The following is a 22,535-nucleotide window of genomic DNA, read 5'->3' as shown; positions in this document are numbered from 1 at the left end:
GCATAATTTTTGATTAACCTTTGCTAGTATATCATGTCAAGCCTTGAGAATAAAGAGCTGCTGTTAGCTGTTTTTTAAAAGGAAAACCTGCGACATTAGTCAAAACGACTGATGTCACAGGTTATTTTTAACGTCTTGGTTCGTCATCTTCCATTTCTTTACGGAAAAAACGACGATTTTCTTCTGGTTCTTCATCGACAGTTTCTTCATCGTAGAAATGAACGCGTAAGACTAGCAAACGTGTGCCTTCCATTTCTTCAGCAGTTAACTTAATATTGCCCACTTCAAAAGAAGGTTTTTCCCCTTCATCAGGAATGGTTCCTAATGCTGTAATTAAGTAACCTGCCATTGTATCAACATCGCTCATGTGTAAATCTGTTTCAAATACTTCATTAAATTCGTCAATTAACATGCGTCCTTGAACCAAATATTCATTGTCAGCCACTTGTGTATATAAATTTTCTACTTCATCTGTTTCATCGTCAATTTCACCAACGATTTCTTCTAGTAAATCTTCCAGTGTTGCTAAACCGACAACACCGCCATATTCATCTAGTAAAATCGCCATTTGGTTTTGTGTTCGTTTTAACTCATAAAGTAAATCATCAATAAAAATGGTTTCTGGGACAAATAATGGTTCTTGGATAATCGCGCCTAATTCAATGTTTTCAAAGCCTAAATTACGTGCAGCTTTTAGTAACGTTTTGGTATGTAAAATACCAACAATTTTATCTTTGTCTTCACTATAAACAGGAATCCGAGAATAATTTTCTCCTAAAATTAAATTGATGTTTTCTTGGACATCATCTTGGATATCAACCATGAATGCGTCTGTCCGAGGAACCATTACTTCTCGTGCCACTTTTGTATCTAATGAAAAGACACCTTGTAGCATTTCTAGTTCTTCGTTTTCCAAAACACCTTCTGTTTCAAGCATATAGCGCATTTCATCTCGTGTCATCTTCGAATCAGCATCATCGAAAGTCATTGGTGTGATTTTGGATAATAAATCGGTCGAAGCCGATAGCAACCAAACGAAGGGACGCGCGATAACTCCTAAAAAGCGAACTGCACCAGAAGTCAATTGAGCGACTTCTTCTGATTTATTCATAGCAATTCGTTTAGGGTATAATTCACCAAATACAATAGAAACGTACGTTAACAATGCTAAGATAATGATACTGGCAAGACTCTTAGCTGCGGCGCCGCCACCTAATACAGGGGCCAAACGACTAGATAAAGTCTCTGCTAATGAAGCACCAGATAGGATATTAACCAAAGTAATCCCTACTTGGATTGTGGATAAAAAGTTATTGGGGTCTTGCAATACCTTAAGCAATTTTTGAGCTTTTGCGTCGCCGTCTTCCGCTTTTTGTTCCACACGATTCTTGTTAACAGATACGACTGCAATTTCCGCCGCTGCCAAAAAGGCATTGATAAACGTCAACACGACTAATAATAGAAGTTGCGCAATTAGCGACTGACTCTCAGGGTCAGCATTATTCATAATGTTCTCTCTCTCCTTAATTGTTGATAATTCCGAGGCTGTACTTTCGTACTCTTTTAACGTTCTTCCTCTTTTTATGGTTAGGCTTAGAAACAGACACAATCAGTATTATGACAGGTTATTTTCTATCCTAATCCATAAAATCATAGCACGAAAGATTAGCGGATTCAATCATTAACCGTTATTTTCTTTCGTATTTGTTTCATTCCCTAAAAGAACGGCATTGGTAACTTTTTCACTACGACCCGCTTTGACCATATCAATAACATAGTAGATAATGGTCCGGCAGATTGCGTAAAATGGGACGCCGAGGAAAATACCTAGCAAACCTGCTAAATTTCCTGCTACCAATAAAATTAAAATAATCGTTAATGGATGGATTTTTAGAGATTTTCCGATAACGTTTGGATAAATAATATTTCCGTCCAATTGTTGAACCACTAGCACCACTAAACAACATAAGGCTGCTTTGACGGGTTCATTAAAGATGGTCACTAAGACAGCGGGCGCTAATCCTAGATAAGGGCCTAGATAGGGAATTAAATTCGTAAAGCCGGCAATGACACCAAATAAAAAGGCATAACGAACGCCAAGCAATGAATACCCAATAATCGTAAATGTACCGACAAATAAACATTCAATCGCTTGTCCACTAATATAACTGGATAAGGTTTGGTTCAATTGTCCTAAAAGATCCACAATATCATCTTTTCTTTTCTCAGATAAAAAGCGTTGGATCGCTGGTACTAGCTTATCTCCATCTTTTAACATATAAAATAAAATAAATGGCGCAGTGACCAAAACAATGGTGGTTGACGCCACCGTTGATACGATTGAACCTAAGCTACTTGATAAACTACTTAAAAATTGTTGGATAATATTTGCATAAGAAATATCCATTTTTTCAATATAGCTTGTTAAATCAATTTGTTTAAAAATAGGTAACTCCGCAATCTCATAAATCCAGGTCTCCACTTGTTTAAAGAAATCCGGCATACTTGATGCTAAACTAGCTAGCTGATCTGCCAACTTAGGGATAATTGTTAATAAGATCAGAACTAATGCGATGATTAGTAATAAAAATACCAGTAAGACGGCATAAATTCGTTTCATTTTCGTCTTCATTAGTAGATTGACCACAGGATTTAGTAAATAATACAAAAAGCCTGCTACTAAGACTGGGGCAAACAACGTTGAAAAGAATGTCCCAATCGGTGCAAATAAGAAATTAATTTTCGAAGCAATAAATAATAGCATGGCCACGACAAGTAATTCAACTGACCAGAAAAATAATTTCGATTCTTTAAATCGATTAATCACAGCGGCTCCTCCTTTATTTTTATTCAATTGTTGCTGTTTTATTTTATCACACCTTCCCCCCTCAGTCATTGAGAATACTTCATTGCTAGAACTTTTTCGTGGTATAATAAAATAGAAACAGATTCTGAACTTGGGGGTTTTTCTATGCATGTAGCTCAAACAAAAGATACCATGAGTGATCTTTATTTAGATGCTGTCCGGCTTCGTCAACGCGTATTCGTAGCGGAACAAGGGGTACCAGAAGAGATGGAAATCGATGAATATGAAGCACATTGTATTCACTTTGTTTTGTACACGGATCATGTAGCTGTCGCAACTTGTCGCTTGCTTCCACTAGAAAATGGCGTTATGAAATTACAACGAATGGCCGTTGAAAAAGCTTACCGTGGCGCCGACTATGGACGAGTGATTATGGAAGCGGCGGAAAATTTTGCCAAAGAACAAGGCTACCACAAGATTACTCTAGGAGCACAAGTCACCGCTGTAGGCTTCTATGAACGTTTAGGTTATCAAAAAACAGGAGCACCTTTTATGGATGCTGGCATTGAACACTACGAAATGAATAAAGAACTATAACACCAATTAAATCGGAAAATTTAGAGCTTGGAGCATTAGCCATTTTGGCTAATGCTCCAAGCTCCTTTTGTGGGCTGTTTACATCGGCTATTTTTTTGATAGCTGTTGATAACGTTGATACCAGATATCTACATATTCGGGCGAGAAGGGGCCTTTTTCGTTATTAATCCAATCCACTAAAGTCTTGACATTTTCTTTTAAAATGAAGTCAATATCTTCTGGATAATCCATTAGTTTGCTATGAAATTCATATTCATCAACGTCTAGTAAACGTTTTTCACCATCTGGAAAAACCTTGATATCTAAATCATAATCAATATACTTCAACGCTTCGTCATCTAAAACATATGGCGAAGCCAGATTGCAGTAATACGAAACCCCCTTTTCTCTAATCATTGCTATTATATTGAACCAATATTTCTTGTGAAAATAAACAATGGCTGGTTCACGAGTCACCCACCGACGTCCGTCGGATTCCGTTACTAACGTGTGATCGTTCACACCAATTAAAGAATACTCGCTCGTTTTTAGTACCATCGTATCACGCCACGTTCGATGTAAATGTCCGTCATGTTTATAACTCTGAATGGTTACAAACTCGCCTTCTTTAGGAATTCCCATAATACCCCAACTTTCCCCAAATAAAGTAAAGCACTGTTACTTTTTGGGTGTTCATACATCGATATCGAAATAATTATATCATATCTTTTGAGTTTGCGTACATTGAGTTCACTTAAAGAAGACGATTTCTGAAAAAATTTAATTCAGATGACCAATTAGTTCAAATTCAGTAAGTATTTTCAGCTTAATTACTGGATTTTTTCAAAGACTGATACTGCGCTCTCTCTTAAAACCTGATTTAATTCGTCAACATTTGTTTTACCAGTTGTTTCAAGCCACGCAACGGCTGCTTCAGCACCTTGTTGAACAAATGGAAGCACGCCGTCTGCCCAAGTTGCGCGACCACATAAGACTCCATTAAACGAGGAACCTGCTTTTTTTGCAAATTTCAATGTTTCCTGAAACATCGTAGCACTAACCCCTGCACTCAAGAAAATAAATGGAAGTTGTGTTGCTTCACTTTGCATGTTGAAAAAAGCCTGCGCTTCATCTTGGCTATAAAGACTTTCAGTGCCAAAACCTTCTACAAAATTCATATTCACAGGGACTTCTACTTTTAAAACATCAACATTATAGCGATCCTTTGAAAATTCTTTCATCGCTTCAATTACTTTGTGCGGTTTTACTTTAGCGTATTCTTTTGAAGCACTATCCGAATTGTTTGCATCATAAGAGACAATTTCTAAAAAGAATGGAATTTCTTCGGCTAAACACTCTGAACCAATCCGTTCTATATAAGCTTTCTTTCGTTCATTGATTGCTTCACTTTCGTCAACATCGTAGTAAAGTAAAAATTTACACGCGTCTGCGCCCGCTTCTTTTAAACGCTTAACCGACCAAACATCAAGACTATCGGGTAACCGTCCTGGTGTCGAAGCATCGTAGCCCGTTTTTTCATACGCAAGTAACAAACCTGAAGTCTGTGCTCGATTTTCAGCAGCAGCTAGGCCATATTCTGGATCCAACAAAATTGCTGAAGTCTCTGGTGTTAAGCAACGAGATACTAATACTTTAAAGTCACTGATTTCTTGCGCAGTCACCTCTTTGTATTTTCCCATCATGCGTTTTAAGGCCCCACGTTGATCAATGGCTAGTGCGCCAATAATCCCTTGATCATCTACCAGATTTTCTAAATGTTTACGTTTTTGTTCACTAATTTTTTTCATTCTGTTCCCTCTCCTAATTGATTATTTAGTAACGTAGCAATTTCAGCTGGCGAACTTGCTTGTTTCAGTCCAGAAGTAACTTCTTCTCTTAATAGGAGGCGCGCAACAGAAGAGAGTAATTTCAAATGTGTCGTGCCAGCTTCGGCATCTGGAATAAACAGCGCAATCACAAACTCCGTTAATTGGTTGTCAAGGCTCTGCCACTCAACACCTTGGTCCAAGGTAACGATGATAATGGCCGCTTGTTGAATCGTTACTGCTTTTGCATGAGGTATCGCAAACCCATTCATCATCCCCGTTGTTCCTTCTTGTTCTCGCTCGTTCAGCTTATTGAAAACTTCCTGTGCGTCCTGAGCAACTTCCAATTCTGTTGATTTTTTTGCTAAAAAGTGAAAAACATCCTCTTGCGTTTGTAACTGTTGATTTAAAAAAATATGATTTTCTTTAATAAAAGCCATTCCATCCACTCCTAATTCCTGTTATTTCATTTTTTTGATAACGATTGCTCTTGTTTGGCGATTCTACTTTTTTGTACAAAACCTAGCAATAAACCGCCTACCAATGAACCAGCTAAAATTGCCAGAACCCATTGAACAGCGTGAGTAACAACTGGTAAAACAAGAAATCCTCCATGAGGTGCTGGCACTTGTACCCCAAACATATACGTTAGGACTGCCGCAATTGAAGATCCGAGCATCATAATTGGTAAAACCTTTAATGGGTCTTTTGCCGCAAACGGAATAGCGCCTTCTGTAATATGTGTGGAGCCTAAAATAAAGTTCACTAGCCCCGCATTGCGTTCATTTGTGTCAAAGTATTTTCCAAAGAATAATGTAGCAAAGCCTGTAATTAAAGGTGGCGCTATGCAGGCAGCAGAAACTCCTGCCATAAAAGAAGTATTTCCTTGAGCTAAGAGTGCCGTCCCAGTAACATAGGCCGCTTTATTAACTGGACCTCCCATATCAAAGGCACACATACAACCCACAATTATTCCTAAAACCAACGGACTGGAGTTTTGGAAACTAGCTAAAAAGCTCATCATTCCTTCATTAACAGCTTTCATCGGATCTGCTAATAAAGACATAGTGATACCAATAACTGCAACGCCAATGACTGGATAAAGGAAAATTGCTTTTAAACCATCTAATGATTTAGGCAAACCTTTAAATACTCTTTGTAATAAAAGAATGAAATACCCAGCAAGGAAACCAGATAATATCCCTCCTAAAAAGCCAGTACCACCCGTGTTAGCAATCAAACCACCGACAAAGCCCACAACCAAACCAGGTCGTTTCGCAATCCCCTCTGCGATATACGCAGATAAGATTGGCACCATCATTCCCATTGAGGCATCACCAATACTTTTTAACATAGCAGCGGTAGCATTATACTGACTACTTTCTGGATCAAATGAATAAATGCCCCAAATAGCAAAAGAAAGAGCAATTAAAACGCCGCCTGCTACTACAAACGGCAACATGTGAGAGACGCCATTCATTAAGTTTTTATAAATACTATGTCCAACATTTCCTGAAGAAATTTGTGTCTCCTGTTCAAGTTCGTCCACTGCTTGGTTTTCGGCTGCAATCGATCCTTTGCCTGCGAGTGCTTCTTCAATTAAGCGATCTGCTTCTTTAATCCCCACACTGACAGGGACATCAATGATTCGTTTCCCAGCAAAACGTTCTGCTTGAACGTCTTTGTCGGCGGCAATAATGACTGCCTCCGCTCCTTGGATTTCTGCAGGTGTTAACTCGTTTTCTATACCAATCTGACCATGTGTTTCAACCTTAATCGTAATACCTTTACGTTTCGCCGCTTGTTCCAATGCCTCCTGTGCCATATACGTGTGCGCTATTCCCGTCGGACAACCTGTAGCAGCTATTAATTGATACGTAGCCATCTGTTTATTCCTCCTCTTGAATCTTTATTTGTTGCTCTAACTCCTGAACATCTGAAAAATCTGTCAATCCTTTGCGAAATGCTGTTGAACTACCTGCTGCAATACTTCTTTTTAAATTTTTTTCCAATGAAAGTCCTTGATGCCAACCAGCTAAAAAGGTACCTAACATTGCATCCCCTGAACAAGCTGTATTCACAACCATTCCAGTTGGTGAATTACCTGAAAGAACCTTTTCATTGTTCATAAATAAAGCCCCTTCACTACCTAAAGAAAGTAAAATATTTTTGGCTCCCCGCTTCAGTAATTCTTGTCCGTAAAAAATGTAATCATCCTTAGTCTGCACTTCTGTATGAAACCACTCTTGAAGTTCTTCTTCATTTGGTTTCAATAAAAATGGTTGATAAGGCAAACAATCTAAAATTTCTTCATAACTACTGTCTAAGATTAAGAACACCTGTTTTTCAAAACAAATTCGGCTAATTTCAATCAAAATACTTGGCGAAACCCCTTGTGGTAAACTTCCTGATACACACAAATAATCCCCTTTACGTAACTCTGAAATTTTTTTCAAAAAACGTCGTACATGTTCTTCAGATAATTTTGGTCCTTTATTGACTAATTTGTATTCCTTTTGATCTTGGGTAACTTTTGTAAACACATTAATTCTCGTTGTGCCAGCGACTTCGATAAAATCAGTGGTTATCTCTTTTTCTTTTAAATAATCCTCGACATAGTTCCCAGTGAAACCAGCTTTGACTCCCAAAGCGGTATTATCAATCCCTAACATCTTTAAAATTAGGGAAACATTGACTCCTTTCCCGTTTGCTTGAATATCATCTTCCTTCGTGCGATTCACGACAAAAGGAACTAGCTCTTCTGTTTCGATAAATAAATCAATGGCTAAATTTAATGTACATGTATAAATAGTCACTGTAGTTCCTCCTTTCTCCTCTTTATTATGTCTCAAAATACTATGTAAAGGTTTTCATTCTTTCGCAAAAATATAGAAAACATTTACAATTTCATAATTTCTCTAGCTTTTTTATTTTTTTTCATTAAAAATAGGCTTATAAATGTTTTTTAGCGAAAGAAAGAAGGGCTGGCCATTATGGAACAAAAATTGAGTGAGTCAGAGCAATATCTCTGGCATTTTATCGAAACACATATTTTAGAAATCCCTGATTATTCCATTGTAAAATTAAGCGAACGAGCCAACGTATCAACTGCGACGATTGTAAGAACCATGAAAAAGAAAGGCTATGAAGGTTTCACATCCTTCAAGCATCACTTGAAAGATAAAGAAAACCAAAATATAAATTTTTCAGCATTAGAAAAAGTAGACCGAGGAATTCGGACGGCCATTTTAAAGAATGAAGAAGAAGTAACTCGCACGATTAACATGATTGAAATTGGTAATATCGAAGATGCAATCCAAAAAATCAAAGCTTCTCGACGGATTATTATCTTTGCTAGAGGTTTTTCAGAATTAATTGCTCAGGAAATGATGGTTAAGTTTCAATTGGCTGGCAAATACTGTGAGCTGCATACGGACCCAGAAATTATTAAAAATATTAGTAAAAAGTTATCAAAAAAAGATGTGGCTCTTTTTGTTTCCTTAAATGGAGAAACCCAAGAATTAGTTGTCGCTGGTAAAAACTGTTACGACTCAGAAATTGGGACTATCCTTTTAACTGCAAGCAAACACTCTAGTTTAATGAAATATATTGAAATTCCGTTCGTAGGTTTCAAATCAGAAGGCTCCTTTTTCCCCGATTATGAAGTGCGTTCACGGTTACCACTATCCATTCTGGCCAGAATTTTATTGGACGCCTATGCTTTAAGAACGACAACTTAGGCTTTCTTAAATAATAAAAAACAAGCATTCCTTCACTTAAAATAAAGGAATGCTTGTTTTTATTTTGCAACAAAACGTGCTTCTACTCGATAAATTCGTTGACCACGACTAGAAAATTTTTCTTCGTATTCTGTCATAATGTTGCCTTCAAACTCGCTATTATGCAAATCTAGCCATACACGTTCAATAATCATGCCATATTTAGAAAAGCTACTTAATGAGTATTCGAAGAGCCCTTGATTATCCGTTTTAAAATGAATTTCTCCATTTGGTTTTAAGATAATTTCATCTGTCGCTAAAAAGTTTTTATACGTTAAACGACGTTTTTCATGTTTTTTCTTTGGCCAAGGATCTGAAAAATTTAAATAGATTAAATCTACTTCATTTTCAGCAAAATATTCTGTTAATGCTTCGCCGTCTACTCGCAATAACTGTAGATTAGGTAACGGCTCGGCCACTAGCTTATCTAATGCAATCGATAAAATACTTAATTGCATATCGATACCAATATAATTAATTTCAGGATGTGCTTTAGCCATTTCATAAATAAAACGACCTTTACCTGAACCAATTTCAATGTGGATGGGATGATTATTGCCAAAACGTTCTTGCCATTTCCCTTGCCATTTTTCAGGACCTTCTACCACATATTGTGGATATTTTGCCATATATTCTGCTGCTCCGAGTCTATTTCTTACACGCATATTTAAAATTCCTTTCTTTTAAAAACAGACTGGTGAAATTCGCCAGCCTGTGTGGATGTTAAATGAATTAGTTTAACTACTAAACATTCGTTTTAATTGTAAAATTTCTGCAGTCATTGCTCTTCTTTCGCCCTCTTGGTGATGACGAACAATCTCTTGTAAAAAGCTAAATAAACCATACCAATAAATTCGTTGAACTGTACTTTCATTAGGAATTAAACCATAAGATAGTAACCATTGATTCCAACCGGAACGAGGCACATAATGACTCAAAATCATTCCTAAATCTACCGCTGGGTCCGCGACCATCACAGAATCCCAATCTACTAAATAGAGATAATTATTCGAGACTAACCAATTCCGATGATTCACATCGCCGTGGACAGCTACATAACTAGTCTCTGGATATTCTGGTAAATGATTATATAAATAAGTGATTACTTCTTTTAAATAACTGTTTCGTTTTAATTCTTTAGGTAGTTGACGCTTATACTCTTTCAACATTGTTAGCGGGGTACAAACTTCGCCACCAATTTTTTTCAACATGTCTTTCAGCAAATTGGAATGATGCAATTGGTATAACACGTCAATCACGTCATTGCGTTTGCCAATTTCGTCCGCATGTAATAAACGTCCTTCCAGCCATTCTTGGGCTGTTAGTACGTCGCCATTCGCTGTCCGCTTTGTCCAAATCATCTTCGGGGCTAACCCTTCTTTAGACAATGCTGCAAGAAGTGGAGAAGTGTTTCGTTTAATGAACACTTTCTCTGTTTCTTTTATTCCCATGTATGTTTGACCAGTTGCGCCCTTTATCGGCTGCAGACGCCAGTCTTTATCCAACTGAAATTCCATGGAAATTATCTCCTATCTCAACACAATTTTATTGCAATTTTTACAGCAATTACCATTTTAGTCGCCAAACCTTGCTTCGTCAAGCTTCTATGTGGTTCTTTTGTAAATTTTGCTGGGTTTTCTCATCTTTATAACTTATTCAAGCGCATTGGAACATACATTTTAGTGAAAATCACAACTTCTACAATTAAGGCACCCAGAATGATCAAGCTATTTTGCAAATTGCCTAAACGAAGGCAGACAATCCCACCAAAAATAATGGCCGCAACAGACAATGCGCCGCCAATTAACCGGCGAATTGCTGCTTGTTTTTTTTCTATTGAAATTGGATATAGCTGTGTCATCACCATATAATCAAATTGCGTGTACATGGGAATCAACTGGAACCCGATTAAATAGACAAACAATAAAGCAACTACCAACGCAATCCAGAATTCTTGTAAAAAGAAGAGTAGCACGCCACCAACCAAAATCAAACGAAACAATAAGCCGCTATATTCGCTACCTCGTAAAAAGCTCCGAATGAATAAGTAAGCATACGTGTTCTCAGATGTTTTTTTGACTACTCCGAGGAGAGGATCTAAGTATTTACGACGTTTCACTGTACTACTCACTTCAGGAATATCTGTAAACAGCTGAATGAATTTATAAATTCTATGCATTCTGTTTTGTTCTTTTTGGATCATTTTTTCCCAATCCAAGAAACTCTGTTTCATCTTATTTTGCCAAATACTCGATAAACAAACGGCCAGAATGATACCACCAATCACACCAACCCAAGGCGTCCAGTAAATGGCTCCCGTCATAATCAAGAGACTACTGATCAACCAAACGAACCACCAACTACGGTAAGTGGTTGACGAAAGATGATAGAGCCCATAGCTTTGTAAACTAAGATGTGTATAAATCATACAAACTAGCATGACCAAAAATAAAAAGAAGGTTTGAAACGACCAACCTGTTGTGACTACAATCAACGGCATCAATAGGCCACTTCCTAGAAAGCTGACCACAATCGGTAAAATTAAAGAGTAGCGCAGCGCCCGTTTCAGATAAGCAGCGAATTGTTTTTCTTTTGGTAATAAAAAAACCTTGTCTGGCTCTTCTGTCAAAGTAGCCAACTTACCAACTTGAATGAGTAGCAGCCAGCCCAATAGAATTAACGGTCTGCCCCAAACAAAATCACGAGGTAATTCTTTTAACAACTGGGAATAGTACAGACCTAATCCGCCTAATAAAAACATACAGACTAAAACAAAATGATCATTTAAAATATAGCGCAAGTACTTGGACATTTTTTTGAAATGCCGTGACAAACGTTGACTAAAAAATTCGCCCATGTTACCCCACCTTTTCTTCCTTCGTCAAGGCAAGATAAATATCATCTAAAGAAGACTCTGGTAAATTAAATTCTGCACGTAATTCAGCCATTGTACCGTTTGCCCGTAATTTCCCTTCGTGTAGTACCACAAAACGATCACAATATTTTTCAGCTGTTGCTAAAATATGCGTGGACATTAAAATCGCTGCCCCTTGCTTACGCATCGTATCCATTAATTCTAATAAAGCATGAATTGCTAAAGGATCTAAGCCTAGAAAAGGTTCATCAATAATATATAAACTCGGTTCAATTAAGAATGCACAAAGTACCATGACTTTTTGTTTCATGCCTTTTGAAAAATTAGCAGGAAACCATTCCAATTTATTGTCTAAACGGAACGTTTTTAGTAATGGTTCTGCTCGTTTGAATGCTTCTTCTAATGGAATATCATAAGCCAAGGCCGTTACTTCGATATGCTCTTTCAATGTTAATTCTTCATATAAAGAAGGTGTTTCCGGAATATACCCGATTTTTTTACGATATTCTTCAGGGGCTTGTTGCAATGTTTCCCCGTCAATCATAATTTTGCCTTTTTGCGGCGTAAGTAACCCAATAATATTTTTGATGGTGGTACTTTTCCCCGCACCATTCAAGCCGATTAAACCAACCATTTCACCAGACTTGACGTCAAAATTAATATCTTTTAAGACAGGAATATGGCCGTAACCTCCTGTTAAATGTTCAATTGTTAAGCTCATTTCTTTTGCCTCCAACCTTTTCTCTCTACCATTATTAAACCCTAAGCGAACCAAGAATTCAAAAATTACTCCCTTAATTAAATGGATTTTTTTCTTTCTCTTATTATACACGAAATGAAACGAACTTTTTAGCGAACTCACGTACTTTTTCATCCACAGAGAAATCAACTTGTGGTAAAGTAAAGGAAAGAACCTAGAGAAAAGAGGAATTTTTCATGAATGATTGTATTTTTTGTAAAATTATCAACGGCGAAATCCCAAGTTATAAAGTCTATGAAGACGAGAAAGTCTACGCGTTTTTAGACATCACACAAGTGACCAAAGGACATACCTTAATGATTCCAAAACAACACGTTGCTGATATTTTTGAATATAATGACGTTTTAGCAAGTGACGTCTTTGCTCGTATTCCTAAAGTAGCACGAGCATTAGAAAAAGCTTTTCCAGAAATGGAAGGATTAAACATTTTAAATAACAATAAGGAAGTGGCTTATCAATCCGTTTTCCATTCCCACGTTCATTTGATTCCCCGTTATTCAAAAGAAGATGATTTCTCTATTCATTTTGGCAACCATCAAGAGGACTATTCCGCCGAAGCGATGCAAGAAATTGCTGAGACCATTGCAAAGCAGGTGAACTAAATGAAAAAATTTATTAAAGGTCTCTTTTTTGGCGCAGCTGCCGGTACCATTGGCGGCTTGTTGGCTGCTCCAAGAAGCGGGAAAGAAACACGCCAACATTTAATCAATGAGCTAGAGGACTATCGTTCACTGAAAAATCAAGTCACGAATGACTGGGATCAGGTGCAACGAAATTTGGCAGTTGTCGAAGAAAACGTTCCTCTGGCAACTGAATTTTCAAAAGACCTGCAACAAGAAATCACTGATTTCAAATTCCAAGCGGAACCTCGGATTGCTCAAATTAAAGAACAAATTGCCAAAATCACGGCTGAATTACCTGACACACAAACCAACAAGCAAAAGTAAAGTCTTTGATGTTAATTATTTCTTTTGTTATTAAAAAAATAAAAAGTGTGACGTAAATACGAATTTTGTTTGAAACTATGCCTGAGACTCTTTCTTTTTCAAAATGAGGTATGGTATAGTTATAACAGAAATAAAACTAAAAAAAACAGGAGTGCATAAGAGAATGAAGAAAAAACTAATCTTAGCTGCAGCGGGCGCAATGGCCGTTTTTAGTTTAGCAGCGTGTTCAAGCGGTTCAAAAGATATCGCAACAATGAAAGGTTCAACAATTACTGTTGATGATTTTTATAACCAAATTAAAGAACAAAGCACGAGCCAACAAGCGTTTAGCCAAATGGTTATTTATAAAGTCTTTGAAGAAAAATATGGCGACAAAGTAACTGACAAAGCCATTCAAAAGAAATTTGATGACGCTAAAAAACAAGTGGAAGCGCAAGGCGGAAAATTCTCTGATGCACTAACACAAGCTGGTTTGACTGAAAAATCATTCAAGAAACAATTAAAACAAGCCGAAGCAATGCAAGTAGGTTTGAAAGATCATTTGAAAATTACAGATGAAGACTTAAAAACAGCTTGGGCAAGCTTCCATCCAGAAGTAGAAGCACAAATTATCCAAGTTGCTTCAGAAGATGATGCAAAAGCTGTCAAGAAAGAAATCACTGACGGCGGCGATTTCGCAAAAATTGCTAAAGACAAATCAACCGATGCTGCAACGAAAAAAGACGGCGGTAAAATCAAATTTGATTCACAATCAACAACTGTTCCTGCCGAAGTTAAAGAAGCAGCCTTCAAACTAAAAGATGGCGAAGTATCAGAACCAATTGCTGCAACAAACGCACAAACGTACCAAACAACTTACTATGTAGTGAAAATGACGAAAAACAAAGCAAAAGGCAATGACATGAAACCTTATGAAAAAGAGATCAAGAAAATTGCTGAAGATACAAAATTAGCCGACCCAACATTCCAATCAAAAGTTATTAGTGACGAATTAAAAGCGGCCAATGTGAAAATTAAAGATGATGCCTTCAAGAACGCTTTAGCAGGCTACATGCAAACTGAATCTTCAAGCTCTTCTTCAGAGAAAAAAGAATCAAAATCAAGTGATTCTAAAACAAGTGATACCAAAACAAGCGACTCTGAAAAAGCAACAGATTCTTCAAGCAAAACAACAGAATCTTCTTCTAAATAAGCATAAAAAAGAGAGTGGTCGATTGACCACTCCCTTTTTTTATTTATCTTTTGGAACATAGAAACTGCGGTTATCTAGACCAAAGATTCGTTCCGTATACTCCCCAGGCTGTGTTTGACGAATGGCCCCTAGCATCATTTGAATGGACGCATCCATGGTATCAATTTGATGTAAGATTTCCGCTTCCATAATTCTTGGCCGCACAGGTGAGCCATACTCCAATAATCCATGGTGGGCTAAGACCATGTGCCGAAGAACGACAACGTCTTCTTCTCGATCATCAATTTTTAAAGCCAAACACGCCTTGGTAATTTCCTCATCCACCAAAACTAAATGACCAATTAAGTTCCCTGCCACCGTATATTCTGTCGTAATAGCGCCAGATAACTCTAAAACTTTTCCTAAGTCATGTAAAATAATCCCCGCGTATAATAGTGACGTGTTAATTTCAGGATATTCCTTAGCAATTGCTTTGCCTAGGCGCAACATTGAGACAGTGTGGTAAGCTAAGCCATTCGCAAAAGCATGATGGTTCCGTTTGGCTGCAGGAAATTCATAAAATTCTTGTTGGTATTTCGTCATGAGATAGCGCACAATACGATTCCAATGAGCATTGGTAATTTCAAAAATCACTTGATTGATTTCCTCGACCATCTCTTCTTTTTTCAAAGGCGCTCGTTCCATATATAAACTTGGCTGGCTTGGTTCCTCTGCTGTCGCTAAACGCATGTGTAAAATTTTTACTTGGGGTTTGTTTTGATAAACTTCTCGTTTCCCATTCAGTAAAACAACGTTTCCCGCAGTAAATCGTGTAATTTCATCCTCAGAGGCGTCCCAATATTTTCCGTCAATCGTGCCAGATGTGTCTTGAAAGGTAAAGGCAATAAACTTTTTCCCATTTTTAGCTACACGTACATCGGCATTTTTAATTAGAACAAATGATTCAAAAAGTTCTTCTACTGTTAATTCACGTAATTTTTTCACTTGACGCTTCCTCCTTCTAACGCAATTACTCTTTGTTGTAAGTCCTGATAATAGCTTACCATTTCTTGGTCAGAAGAAAAACAAATGACTTGCTGTTTTTGACCAAATTTAGTAAATAATTCAGCTAATTGGGCTTTTCTTTGATGATCATAGTGTAACCAGCCATCATCAATGATAATTGGACAAATCAGTTGCTCGCCTTGGACTGCTAAAAAGGCAAGACGAACAGCCATCATCAATTGATCTTTAGTGCCAGTTGATAATTCATGTAAATAAAACATTTCTTGTTCTTTCGTCACCGCAACTAGTTGACCTTCGGCTACTTGGATTGATTGATAACGCTGGCTTGTTAAAAGTGCAAAGTAGCTTGATGCATACTGTAATAAGCTGGGCAATTGTTGTTCCGAAAGCTCTGTTAATAGGTCCATTAACAGTTGCCCCGCCAGTTGATACCCAGACCAACGTTGAGCTAGTTCTTTGATTTCCGCTTTTAAAATCGCTTGGCGTTGATACAACTCATCTAAGGTACCATCCGTCATTAATTGTTGTTTTTCATAAATCAGCGCTTGATACTGTTCTTGTATTTTATTTAACTGGCTTTCTACCAGTGCTTGTTGCTGCGCCAGTTGTAAAGAACGGTCTTTTAACGTTGCCTCTGTTACCGCTTCTGGAAACAGATTGCCTAATTGTGTCGCTAATTCTTGCCCACGACCAACTTGAGCTTGCTGAGTGGTCAGCTGTTGAATCCTCATTGGAACATCAGCGATTGATAGAATCCGATAACGAATTAGTAAAGGCTGAATTCGTGTTAACGCTTCTTGCTGTTTAGTTTTCAACTCTCGTAACTGCTGTTTGAGATAGCCATCTGCTTGATACTCTTGAGCAAAGCGAACTTTCTCCATTTCTTCAGCAAATCCTTCTAAAAAGTGTAACTTTTCGGAAAGGCTCTTTCCTTGCAAGGGTAAATGCGTCATCAATGGGAAGACTTGTTCTTCAAATACTTGGCGTTTTTGTTGATTTTCCTTCAATTGACTCATGAGTTCTTCATTTGTTTGAACAAGCAATAAATAGCGCGTAATCAATTCCCGCTGATTCATTAAAGTATCAATTTGATTCATTTTTCCTAATTGATGGACTTGGGCTTGCTCCGCTACTGCTTGTTCAAGTTGTTCCACTTGCAGTTGTGCCTCACGTTCTTGATTCAGCGCTTGTTGGAACTGTTCATTTAGATAATCTAGTTGCGAAAGTTTCGTCTGCCATTCTTCTTTCACTTCATCAGAGGAAGCTTCTTTTCTAGTGGCGTAGCTAAGCACTTCTTTTGCGATAAGACTAACTCCCACGAGAACTAGGCCCCATTTTAAAGGGCTTGGCAAAAAGAAACCGAGTAATGCAAGGATACTTCCTAGCAATAACCAAAGTGGTTGACTTGTTTTCTGCGCTTTTTGGGCACGCGTCGCTTCACCAAAAAATGCGGCATGCGCTTTTTCAAAATCCGTTAACTGGTATTCCAGATTTTCAATTTGAGAAGCCAAGAATGCTTTCTGTTCTTGTCCTTTTTGAAGAGCTTGCGTATACGCAACTTGTTGTTGGCGCCACTTTTGAACGGTTTCGTTGTCATAAAAAAGCTGTGGTGGTCGTTCAGGCGACCATGACCATTCGTTCTCTAAAAGGACCATTTCTTGACGATTTTGATCAAAGGTTTGGGTCATCCATTCCGATTCCGTCATCAATTGTTGCATATCATAGCGTTGATTCAACAATTGTTGAATCAATGCTTCTTGTTCTAGGTAAAAAGCATAGCCTTCTGGAACATCGAGCGCTTCTGACTGAAGAGATAACTCTTTGGTCAAACGTTGTCGTTCTTTGTCTAGGTACATATATTCTTGAAAGGTTTCTTCTAATTGAACTTGGTCTTCTTTTACTAAAACAACGTTCTCTGTTTCTTCAGGCAGCGACTGCCATTCTTCGTACAAGGGAAAGTGACGTTGCTGTTCCGCCACCTGTAACAAGCCCTGTTGCGTTTCTTTTAATTGCTGTTGCAGTGTCACTCGCTGTTGTTCTGTTTCGCGAATCGTTTCTTCTAATTGTTGAAAAGTTTGTTGCTGCGCTTCTTTCTCTTGAATTTGCTCTTTTAGTTCTTGATAAGCCGCCAACTTCTGATTGAGTAATGGCTGCTGTCCTTTACCTTTAAAGATTTTTTGTGCTTCTTTAAAGTACGCATTTCGGTAAGTCAAAAGTTGTTGACTACCAGAAACACCAATGGCTAACAAGGATGTTTGCAGTTCCTCTTCTGTCAACTTGTCACTCGTAATTAATTGTTCTTGTTGGAAAGTAAAAACCTCTTGAAATAACTTTTTCGTTAGCGGATGTAACATTTGCTGTAAGGTTTTTTCATCCCCCATTTGTTGTTGATAATAAATGATTGCTTGCCCTTTATTTTTTTCTTTAAAACGCTCGACTTGAACTTCCCCAAACACAGGATGTGCCAACCACAAACGACCACCATACGAGCCACCATTTTTAGGTGCGTAATCGCGTTTTCTTTTGCCCTTTGTGGGAAACCCAAACAGCATTGCTTGAATGAATTGATACAATGTGGACTTCCCAACTTCATTTGCGCCGTACAGCAATTGATTACCAGATTCAAATGTAATTTTCTGTTGTTGCCATTTTCCAAAGCCCACAATCTCTACTGCGAGTAATTTCATAGTGGGTCCTCCTGAATAGTAAAGTCTTCATTAATTTGCTCATGTGCTAGGCGCAAGCTCTCTAATCGCCACTGCTCATCCATTGAAAAAATTCCAGCAAATTCTGGATAACGTAACAATTCCTTGGTGGTATCTTCAAAAATAACTGGATCTAAGTATGTTTTTTCTAATGCCGTTAATAAGTTGGGACTAGCGGCTAAATAGATCGGTTCTTTCGTTGGTTCCTCTGCTTGCAGTATTAGGCGATAAACAAAAAAATCACCTTGCGTTTTTTGTAAAAGCTGCTGCTGTAAGTAGCTTAATAGTTCACCATTGACAATGGCTTGCACCACGGTCACATCCAAATGTTGCGTTTCTTTCAGTGTCAACGCCATCAATTGCTGTTGCTGATGCGCATGCCACTTCGTCAGCAAACTGGTTTCAAGATAAGACAAAACGCTTTGGGTGTCACGGCATTGCGCAAGAGATACTTCTTCATTCGTCCAATCTATTTCTGCGACTTTTTCAAATTGAACAGTCGCTTGATTTTGGGAAAGTGTGACCACTGCAACCCCTTGTAAAGACTGTTCTTTTTTCGTGTGTCCTTGAGGTGTTCCAGGATAAACAATTAGCGGTTGTTCACTAACAATTTGCGGCTGATGAATGTGGCCCAATGCCCAATAATTATAGCCAGTGGCTTTTAAATCCTTCCATGTAAACGGAGCATAATTTTGTTGCGCTTTCCGACTGGTGTCTCCATGATAAATCCCAATATGAATATCAGATTCTGCTTGTTTGATAGGAAATTCTAGTGCTTTATTTTCATCAATCCAGGGATGCTCATAACTAAACCCTGAAACAGCCACTTGTTCGCCCGCTTTCGTTTCAAAATACAGTGTCTCAACCATTTCTTTTTCAAATAAAAAGACATTGTCTGGAAAAGAAAACCAATAGCGGTCTTTTTTATAGTAATCATGATTCCCAAATGTTAGAATCACAGGGATTTCTGCTTGTTTCAACTGTTCTAATGCAGCCATCAATTGGGCTTGCATTGAAATAGAGGTCTGACTTTGATGAAACGTATCTCCTGCAAAAATAACCAAGTCCACCGCTTCTCGAATGGCAACTGTTACGATATTCATTAACAATTGTTGATTAGCTTCTCTTAAGCGCTTCGCTAAGGCTGTCGGGATCCCAGTTAACCCTTCAAAAGACCGATCCATGTGTAAATCAGCTGTATGCAATAGTTTCATCGTTTCCCCTCCTTTTCTCCTCCCTTTATCATATCATTTTCTGCCAGCTTGGTCAGTAAAAACATACGAAAATTTGTTCGTTTTTTTATTTTCAGTAAAAGAAAAACTCTGACAAATTGTCTTATAGACAACTTGTCAGAGTTCAATTACATAAATTAATCGTTATACATATCACGCACAGGAGTCATGATAATTCGGTTTAAATCATTGACAACTAAGCTAAACGCTTGTTCTTTTTGCATTAATTCGTTGATAACTGCTGTTTCTTGCACTTTCGTTGCAATGCTTTGTGCTTTTTCAGCATCTTCATCCGTGAATTCTTCGCCGCGCATTTGTTTTTCTTGAAGTCCTTGTTGGAATCCTTGGAATTCTTTAAACAATGTGTAAGCTGCTTCGTCTGCTTTTACTTCTTCATACGCTGCTTGTAATGCTTTAAATTCATCTAACTCACGTAGTTCACGTTCAATCTGATTGGCTGTATCATAAATGTTACTCAATGGAATCCCTCTTTTCTCAATAGTTTCATCTTTATTGTACCATTTCTCTTAGGTTTTCCCAACTAATTTCCTAATAAGCCTCCGAAAATTCCTTCAATCTTGTCTTTGACTTTTTTCGCGCCGTCTTTAATTTGTCCCCCAACTTCATTCAATGTATCTCCGAAATTGCTAGCGCCATCTTGAACAGAGTTTCCAAAATCTTTCAAGTTATCCCGCCAATTAGAATTGGCACCACCAGTTAAACTATCGTTGCTATCAACAACTTTCCCACCTGTGGCATAAGCATCCGCGACAGGAAATTGTGCTTGTTTGACTTGTGGCAAGATGCCACTGGCTTGACTGTTGAACACCTGAGAAGCATATGTGGCGCTACTACCTTCCAGATAATGGGTTTTACTGGTTTCTTGGAAGCCTAGCCAAGTAGCAATGACAACTTCTGGTGTATAACCAATCACCCACTGATCGTTCGTTTTACTACTATCGAAGTTGGTTTCTGTCGTACCTGTTTTACCAGCCATTACGTAGCCTGCTGGTTGTGCGTTGACCCCGCTCCCAGAACTAAAGACCCCTAGTAACATACTTGTAATCCCGTCTGCAACATCTTTGGTAATGACTTGTTCTTTCTTGACTTTAGTATTATCAACTACAATTGCGCCAGTTGAGTCGACGATTTTTGTAATTAAATGCGTTTCAGTTTTATAGCCTTCATTGGCAAAGGCACTATAAGCTCCCGCCATAGTTAGTGGCGAAACACCCGTTTGTAATCCTCCAAGTGCTAAACCATAGTACCGATCTTTTTCTGATAACGGAATGCCAAATTTCTCTGTTTTTTCATAGCCTTTATCTAAACCAATTTGATGTAATAACCACACCGCTGGTAAATTTAAGCTTTCTCCTAAGGCTTGATACATAGGAACTTCTCCACTATACGTGCGGCTATAGTTTTGCGCTGGATAATAATCTTGTGGTTTATCTTCTAAAACAGAGTCTGGTTTATAGCCAGCCTCTAAAGCTGGTGTATAGACAGAAATTGGTTTTAAGGACGAGCCTGGTGAACGTTTTGTTTGCGTTGCAAAGTTAAAGCCTCGATAAACATGTTCCCCTCGACCGCCCACCAGTGCTTGCACGCCGCCAGTTTTCGGATCAATGGCTACAGAGCCACTTTGAACCATGGCACCGTCTTCTGCATTGGGTGGAAATAGTGCATCATTTTTATAAGTTGCATCCATCGCATCTTGATATTTTTGATTTAAAGAAGTGTAAATCTTGTAGCCTTTATTTAAAATATCTTCTTCTTTAAATTTATAACGATTGACCGCTTCATCAATTACCGCATCAAAATAATATGGATATTTGTAACTATTTTCGTCGCCAACATAGGTGTCATTTAATAGACTCGCTAAGTTAACACTCGCTTCTTGATTGGCTTCTTCTTGAGATAGTTTTTTATTGTCGACCATTAGTTGTAAAACGGTATTCCGTCGCGCTGTGGCATTGTCAATGTAATCAATTGGGTTATAAATTCCTGGCCCTTTTAACATGCCCGCTAGCGTTGCGGCTTCCCCCACTGTCACTTGGGACGCATCCACGCCAAAATATTTACGAGCTGCATCTTGCACGCCCCAGACACCATTACCAAAATAAGAATTATTTAAATACATTGCTAAGATATCTTTTTTCGAATATTTCTTTTCGATTTCAATCGCTAAGAATAATTCTCTGGCTTTCCTATCTAGCGTTTGCTCTTGCGTTAAGTAAGCATTTTTGGCTAATTGCTGCGTAATTGTACTTCCGCCACCACCGCCACCGATTTTCCCGAAGGTCAATTTTCCAACAACCGCACGGGCAATCCCTTTGATGGAATACCCTTTATGTTGATAAAACGCGCGATCTTCAGTTGAAATAACCGCATCTTGAATATAAGGAGAAATATTATCCAGTTCCACAAAAGTTCCTTTTTGCCCGAATAATTTTCCGACTTCCTCTCCTGATTCGTCATAAACGCGTGTTGATTCACTTAGCCCCGATTTTAGGGTCTCAACGTTTGCGGACTTGGCTAAGTAAAATAAATAAATACTGGCACCTAAAGCGACTACCAAACCAATTAACAAGAAAATTTTATTGATTTGATACTTTTTCCAAATCCGCTTTCTGGCTTGATGGAATTGTATTAAATAAGGCTTTATCCACGTCCAAAAATGACGTAATCCGACACCGACTTTACTAAAAAATTGTTTAAGATTGTCCATAGTACTCCCTCTGTTTACGTTTCTTGGCTAAGTCTACCATATTCTTGTGGGTACGACCTAGGTCTAAAGCATGAAAAATTCTTGAAAAACAATTTCAATGGTCT

At 38.0% G+C, this 22,535-nt stretch carries 21 protein-coding genes; 5 read left to right on the top strand and 16 right to left on the bottom strand.

The genetic code is table 11. The features are described from left to right. Positions 1–127: 127 nt before the first annotated feature. Positions 128–1,507 (bottom strand): hemolysin family protein, encoded by a 1,380-nt coding sequence (locus IGL93_RS02315; RefSeq protein WP_002363168.1) that lies wholly within the window; start codon positions 1,505–1,507, stop codon positions 128–130. A gap of 174 nt (positions 1,508–1,681) precedes the next feature. Next, on the bottom strand, positions 1,682–2,896 hold the full coding sequence (locus IGL93_RS02310; protein WP_024041599.1) for an AI-2E family transporter: 1,215 nt from the start codon (positions 2,894–2,896) through the stop codon (positions 1,682–1,684). A gap of 75 nt (positions 2,897–2,971) precedes the next feature. Between IGL93_RS02310 and IGL93_RS02305 the strand changes: the two genes are divergently transcribed. Beyond that, on the top strand, positions 2,972–3,403 hold the full coding sequence (locus IGL93_RS02305; RefSeq protein WP_002373345.1) for a GNAT family N-acetyltransferase: 432 nt from the start codon (positions 2,972–2,974) through the stop codon (positions 3,401–3,403). An 87-nt stretch (positions 3,404–3,490) separates the two neighbouring features. Here the strand turns inward: IGL93_RS02305 and bph are convergent, their stop codons facing one another. From bph to pfkB, 5 genes are all read right to left on the bottom strand, one after another. Next, positions 3,491–4,024: a biofilm phosphatase Bph gene (gene bph, locus IGL93_RS02300; RefSeq protein ID WP_002355538.1), complete on the bottom strand. Its 534-nt coding sequence runs from the start codon at positions 4,022–4,024 to the stop codon at positions 3,491–3,493. Positions 4,025–4,212: 188 nt separating this feature from the next. Continuing rightward, on the bottom strand, positions 4,213–5,190 hold the full coding sequence (gene lacD, locus IGL93_RS02295) for a tagatose-bisphosphate aldolase (RefSeq protein ID WP_002375930.1): 978 nt from the start codon (positions 5,188–5,190) through the stop codon (positions 4,213–4,215). Then, positions 5,187–5,648: a fructose PTS transporter subunit IIA gene (locus IGL93_RS02290; RefSeq protein WP_010775587.1), complete on the bottom strand. Its 462-nt coding sequence runs from the start codon at positions 5,646–5,648 to the stop codon at positions 5,187–5,189. The genes lacD and IGL93_RS02290 overlap by 4 nt, the downstream gene beginning before the upstream one ends. 26 nt (positions 5,649–5,674) lie before the next feature. Then, a complete protein-coding gene (locus IGL93_RS02285; protein ID WP_002355535.1) occupies positions 5,675–7,093 on the bottom strand; it encodes a PTS fructose transporter subunit IIC in 1,419 nt (472 codons plus the stop codon). Between the two features lie 4 nt (positions 7,094–7,097). Beyond that, positions 7,098–8,024: a 1-phosphofructokinase gene (pfkB, locus tag IGL93_RS02280; RefSeq protein WP_010775586.1), complete on the bottom strand. Its 927-nt coding sequence runs from the start codon at positions 8,022–8,024 to the stop codon at positions 7,098–7,100. A gap of 177 nt (positions 8,025–8,201) precedes the next feature. Between pfkB and IGL93_RS02275 the strand changes: the two genes are divergently transcribed. Next, positions 8,202–8,948: a MurR/RpiR family transcriptional regulator gene (locus tag IGL93_RS02275; RefSeq protein ID WP_002363162.1), complete on the top strand. Its 747-nt coding sequence runs from the start codon at positions 8,202–8,204 to the stop codon at positions 8,946–8,948. A 59-nt stretch (positions 8,949–9,007) separates the two neighbouring features. On the opposite strand, the gene trmB is transcribed toward IGL93_RS02275, so the two are convergent. The 4 genes from trmB to IGL93_RS02255 form a co-directional block, all read right to left on the bottom strand. Continuing rightward, positions 9,008–9,652 carry a tRNA (guanosine(46)-N7)-methyltransferase TrmB gene (gene trmB / locus IGL93_RS02270; RefSeq protein ID WP_430600020.1) on the bottom strand — a complete coding sequence of 215 codons (645 nt, stop codon included), beginning with the start codon at positions 9,650–9,652 and terminating at the stop codon, positions 9,008–9,010. Positions 9,653–9,724: 72 nt separating this feature from the next. Continuing rightward, complete coding sequence (locus tag IGL93_RS02265) at positions 9,725–10,504, bottom strand: phosphotransferase family protein (RefSeq protein WP_002355531.1); 780 nt, start codon at positions 10,502–10,504, stop codon at positions 9,725–9,727. A 128-nt stretch (positions 10,505–10,632) separates the two neighbouring features. Next, positions 10,633–11,844, bottom strand: coding sequence for an ABC transporter permease (locus tag IGL93_RS02260; RefSeq protein WP_010775585.1), 1,212 nt, complete (start codon positions 11,842–11,844; stop codon positions 10,633–10,635). A 1-nt stretch (position 11,845) separates the two neighbouring features. Next, on the bottom strand, positions 11,846–12,583 hold the full coding sequence (locus IGL93_RS02255) for an ABC transporter ATP-binding protein (protein WP_002363160.1): 738 nt from the start codon (positions 12,581–12,583) through the stop codon (positions 11,846–11,848). A 215-nt stretch (positions 12,584–12,798) separates the two neighbouring features. On the opposite strand from IGL93_RS02255, the gene IGL93_RS02250 reads away from it, so the two are divergent. From IGL93_RS02250 to IGL93_RS02240, 3 genes are all read left to right on the top strand, one after another. Next, a complete protein-coding gene (locus IGL93_RS02250; protein ID WP_002355527.1) occupies positions 12,799–13,224 on the top strand; it encodes an HIT family protein in 426 nt (141 codons plus the stop codon). Next, positions 13,225–13,569, top strand: coding sequence for a YtxH domain-containing protein (locus IGL93_RS02245; protein WP_002355526.1), 345 nt, complete (start codon positions 13,225–13,227; stop codon positions 13,567–13,569). Between the two features lie 163 nt (positions 13,570–13,732). Continuing rightward, on the top strand, positions 13,733–14,761 hold the full coding sequence (locus IGL93_RS02240) for a peptidylprolyl isomerase (protein ID WP_010713893.1): 1,029 nt from the start codon (positions 13,733–13,735) through the stop codon (positions 14,759–14,761). Between the two features lie 39 nt (positions 14,762–14,800). Here the strand turns inward: IGL93_RS02240 and IGL93_RS02235 are convergent, their stop codons facing one another. From IGL93_RS02235 to IGL93_RS02215, 5 genes are all read right to left on the bottom strand, one after another. Then, a complete protein-coding gene (locus tag IGL93_RS02235) occupies positions 14,801–15,745 on the bottom strand; it encodes a 3'-5' exoribonuclease YhaM family protein (RefSeq protein WP_002355522.1) in 945 nt (314 codons plus the stop codon). Beyond that, complete coding sequence (locus IGL93_RS02230; RefSeq protein WP_010775584.1) at positions 15,742–18,453, bottom strand: ATP-binding protein; 2,712 nt, start codon at positions 18,451–18,453, stop codon at positions 15,742–15,744. Before IGL93_RS02230 ends, IGL93_RS02235 begins: the two co-directional genes overlap by 4 nt. Then, a complete protein-coding gene (locus tag IGL93_RS02225; RefSeq protein WP_002355519.1) occupies positions 18,450–19,685 on the bottom strand; it encodes a DNA repair exonuclease in 1,236 nt (411 codons plus the stop codon). Before IGL93_RS02225 ends, IGL93_RS02230 begins: the two co-directional genes overlap by 4 nt. A 155-nt stretch (positions 19,686–19,840) precedes the next feature. After that, positions 19,841–20,182, bottom strand: a complete 342-nt coding sequence (locus IGL93_RS02220; protein ID WP_002355518.1) for a YlbF family regulator — start codon at positions 20,180–20,182, stop codon at positions 19,841–19,843. 62 nt (positions 20,183–20,244) lie between these two features. Beyond that, positions 20,245–22,431, bottom strand: a complete 2,187-nt coding sequence (locus tag IGL93_RS02215) for a PBP1A family penicillin-binding protein (RefSeq protein ID WP_002382970.1) — start codon at positions 22,429–22,431, stop codon at positions 20,245–20,247. Positions 22,432–22,535 lie beyond the last annotated feature (104 nt).

Source organism: Enterococcus sp. DIV1328a (assembly GCF_050536905.1).
GTDB lineage: Bacteria > Bacillota > Bacilli > Lactobacillales > Enterococcaceae > Enterococcus > Enterococcus faecalis.
This window is presented reverse-complemented; position numbering and strand designations above follow the sequence as displayed.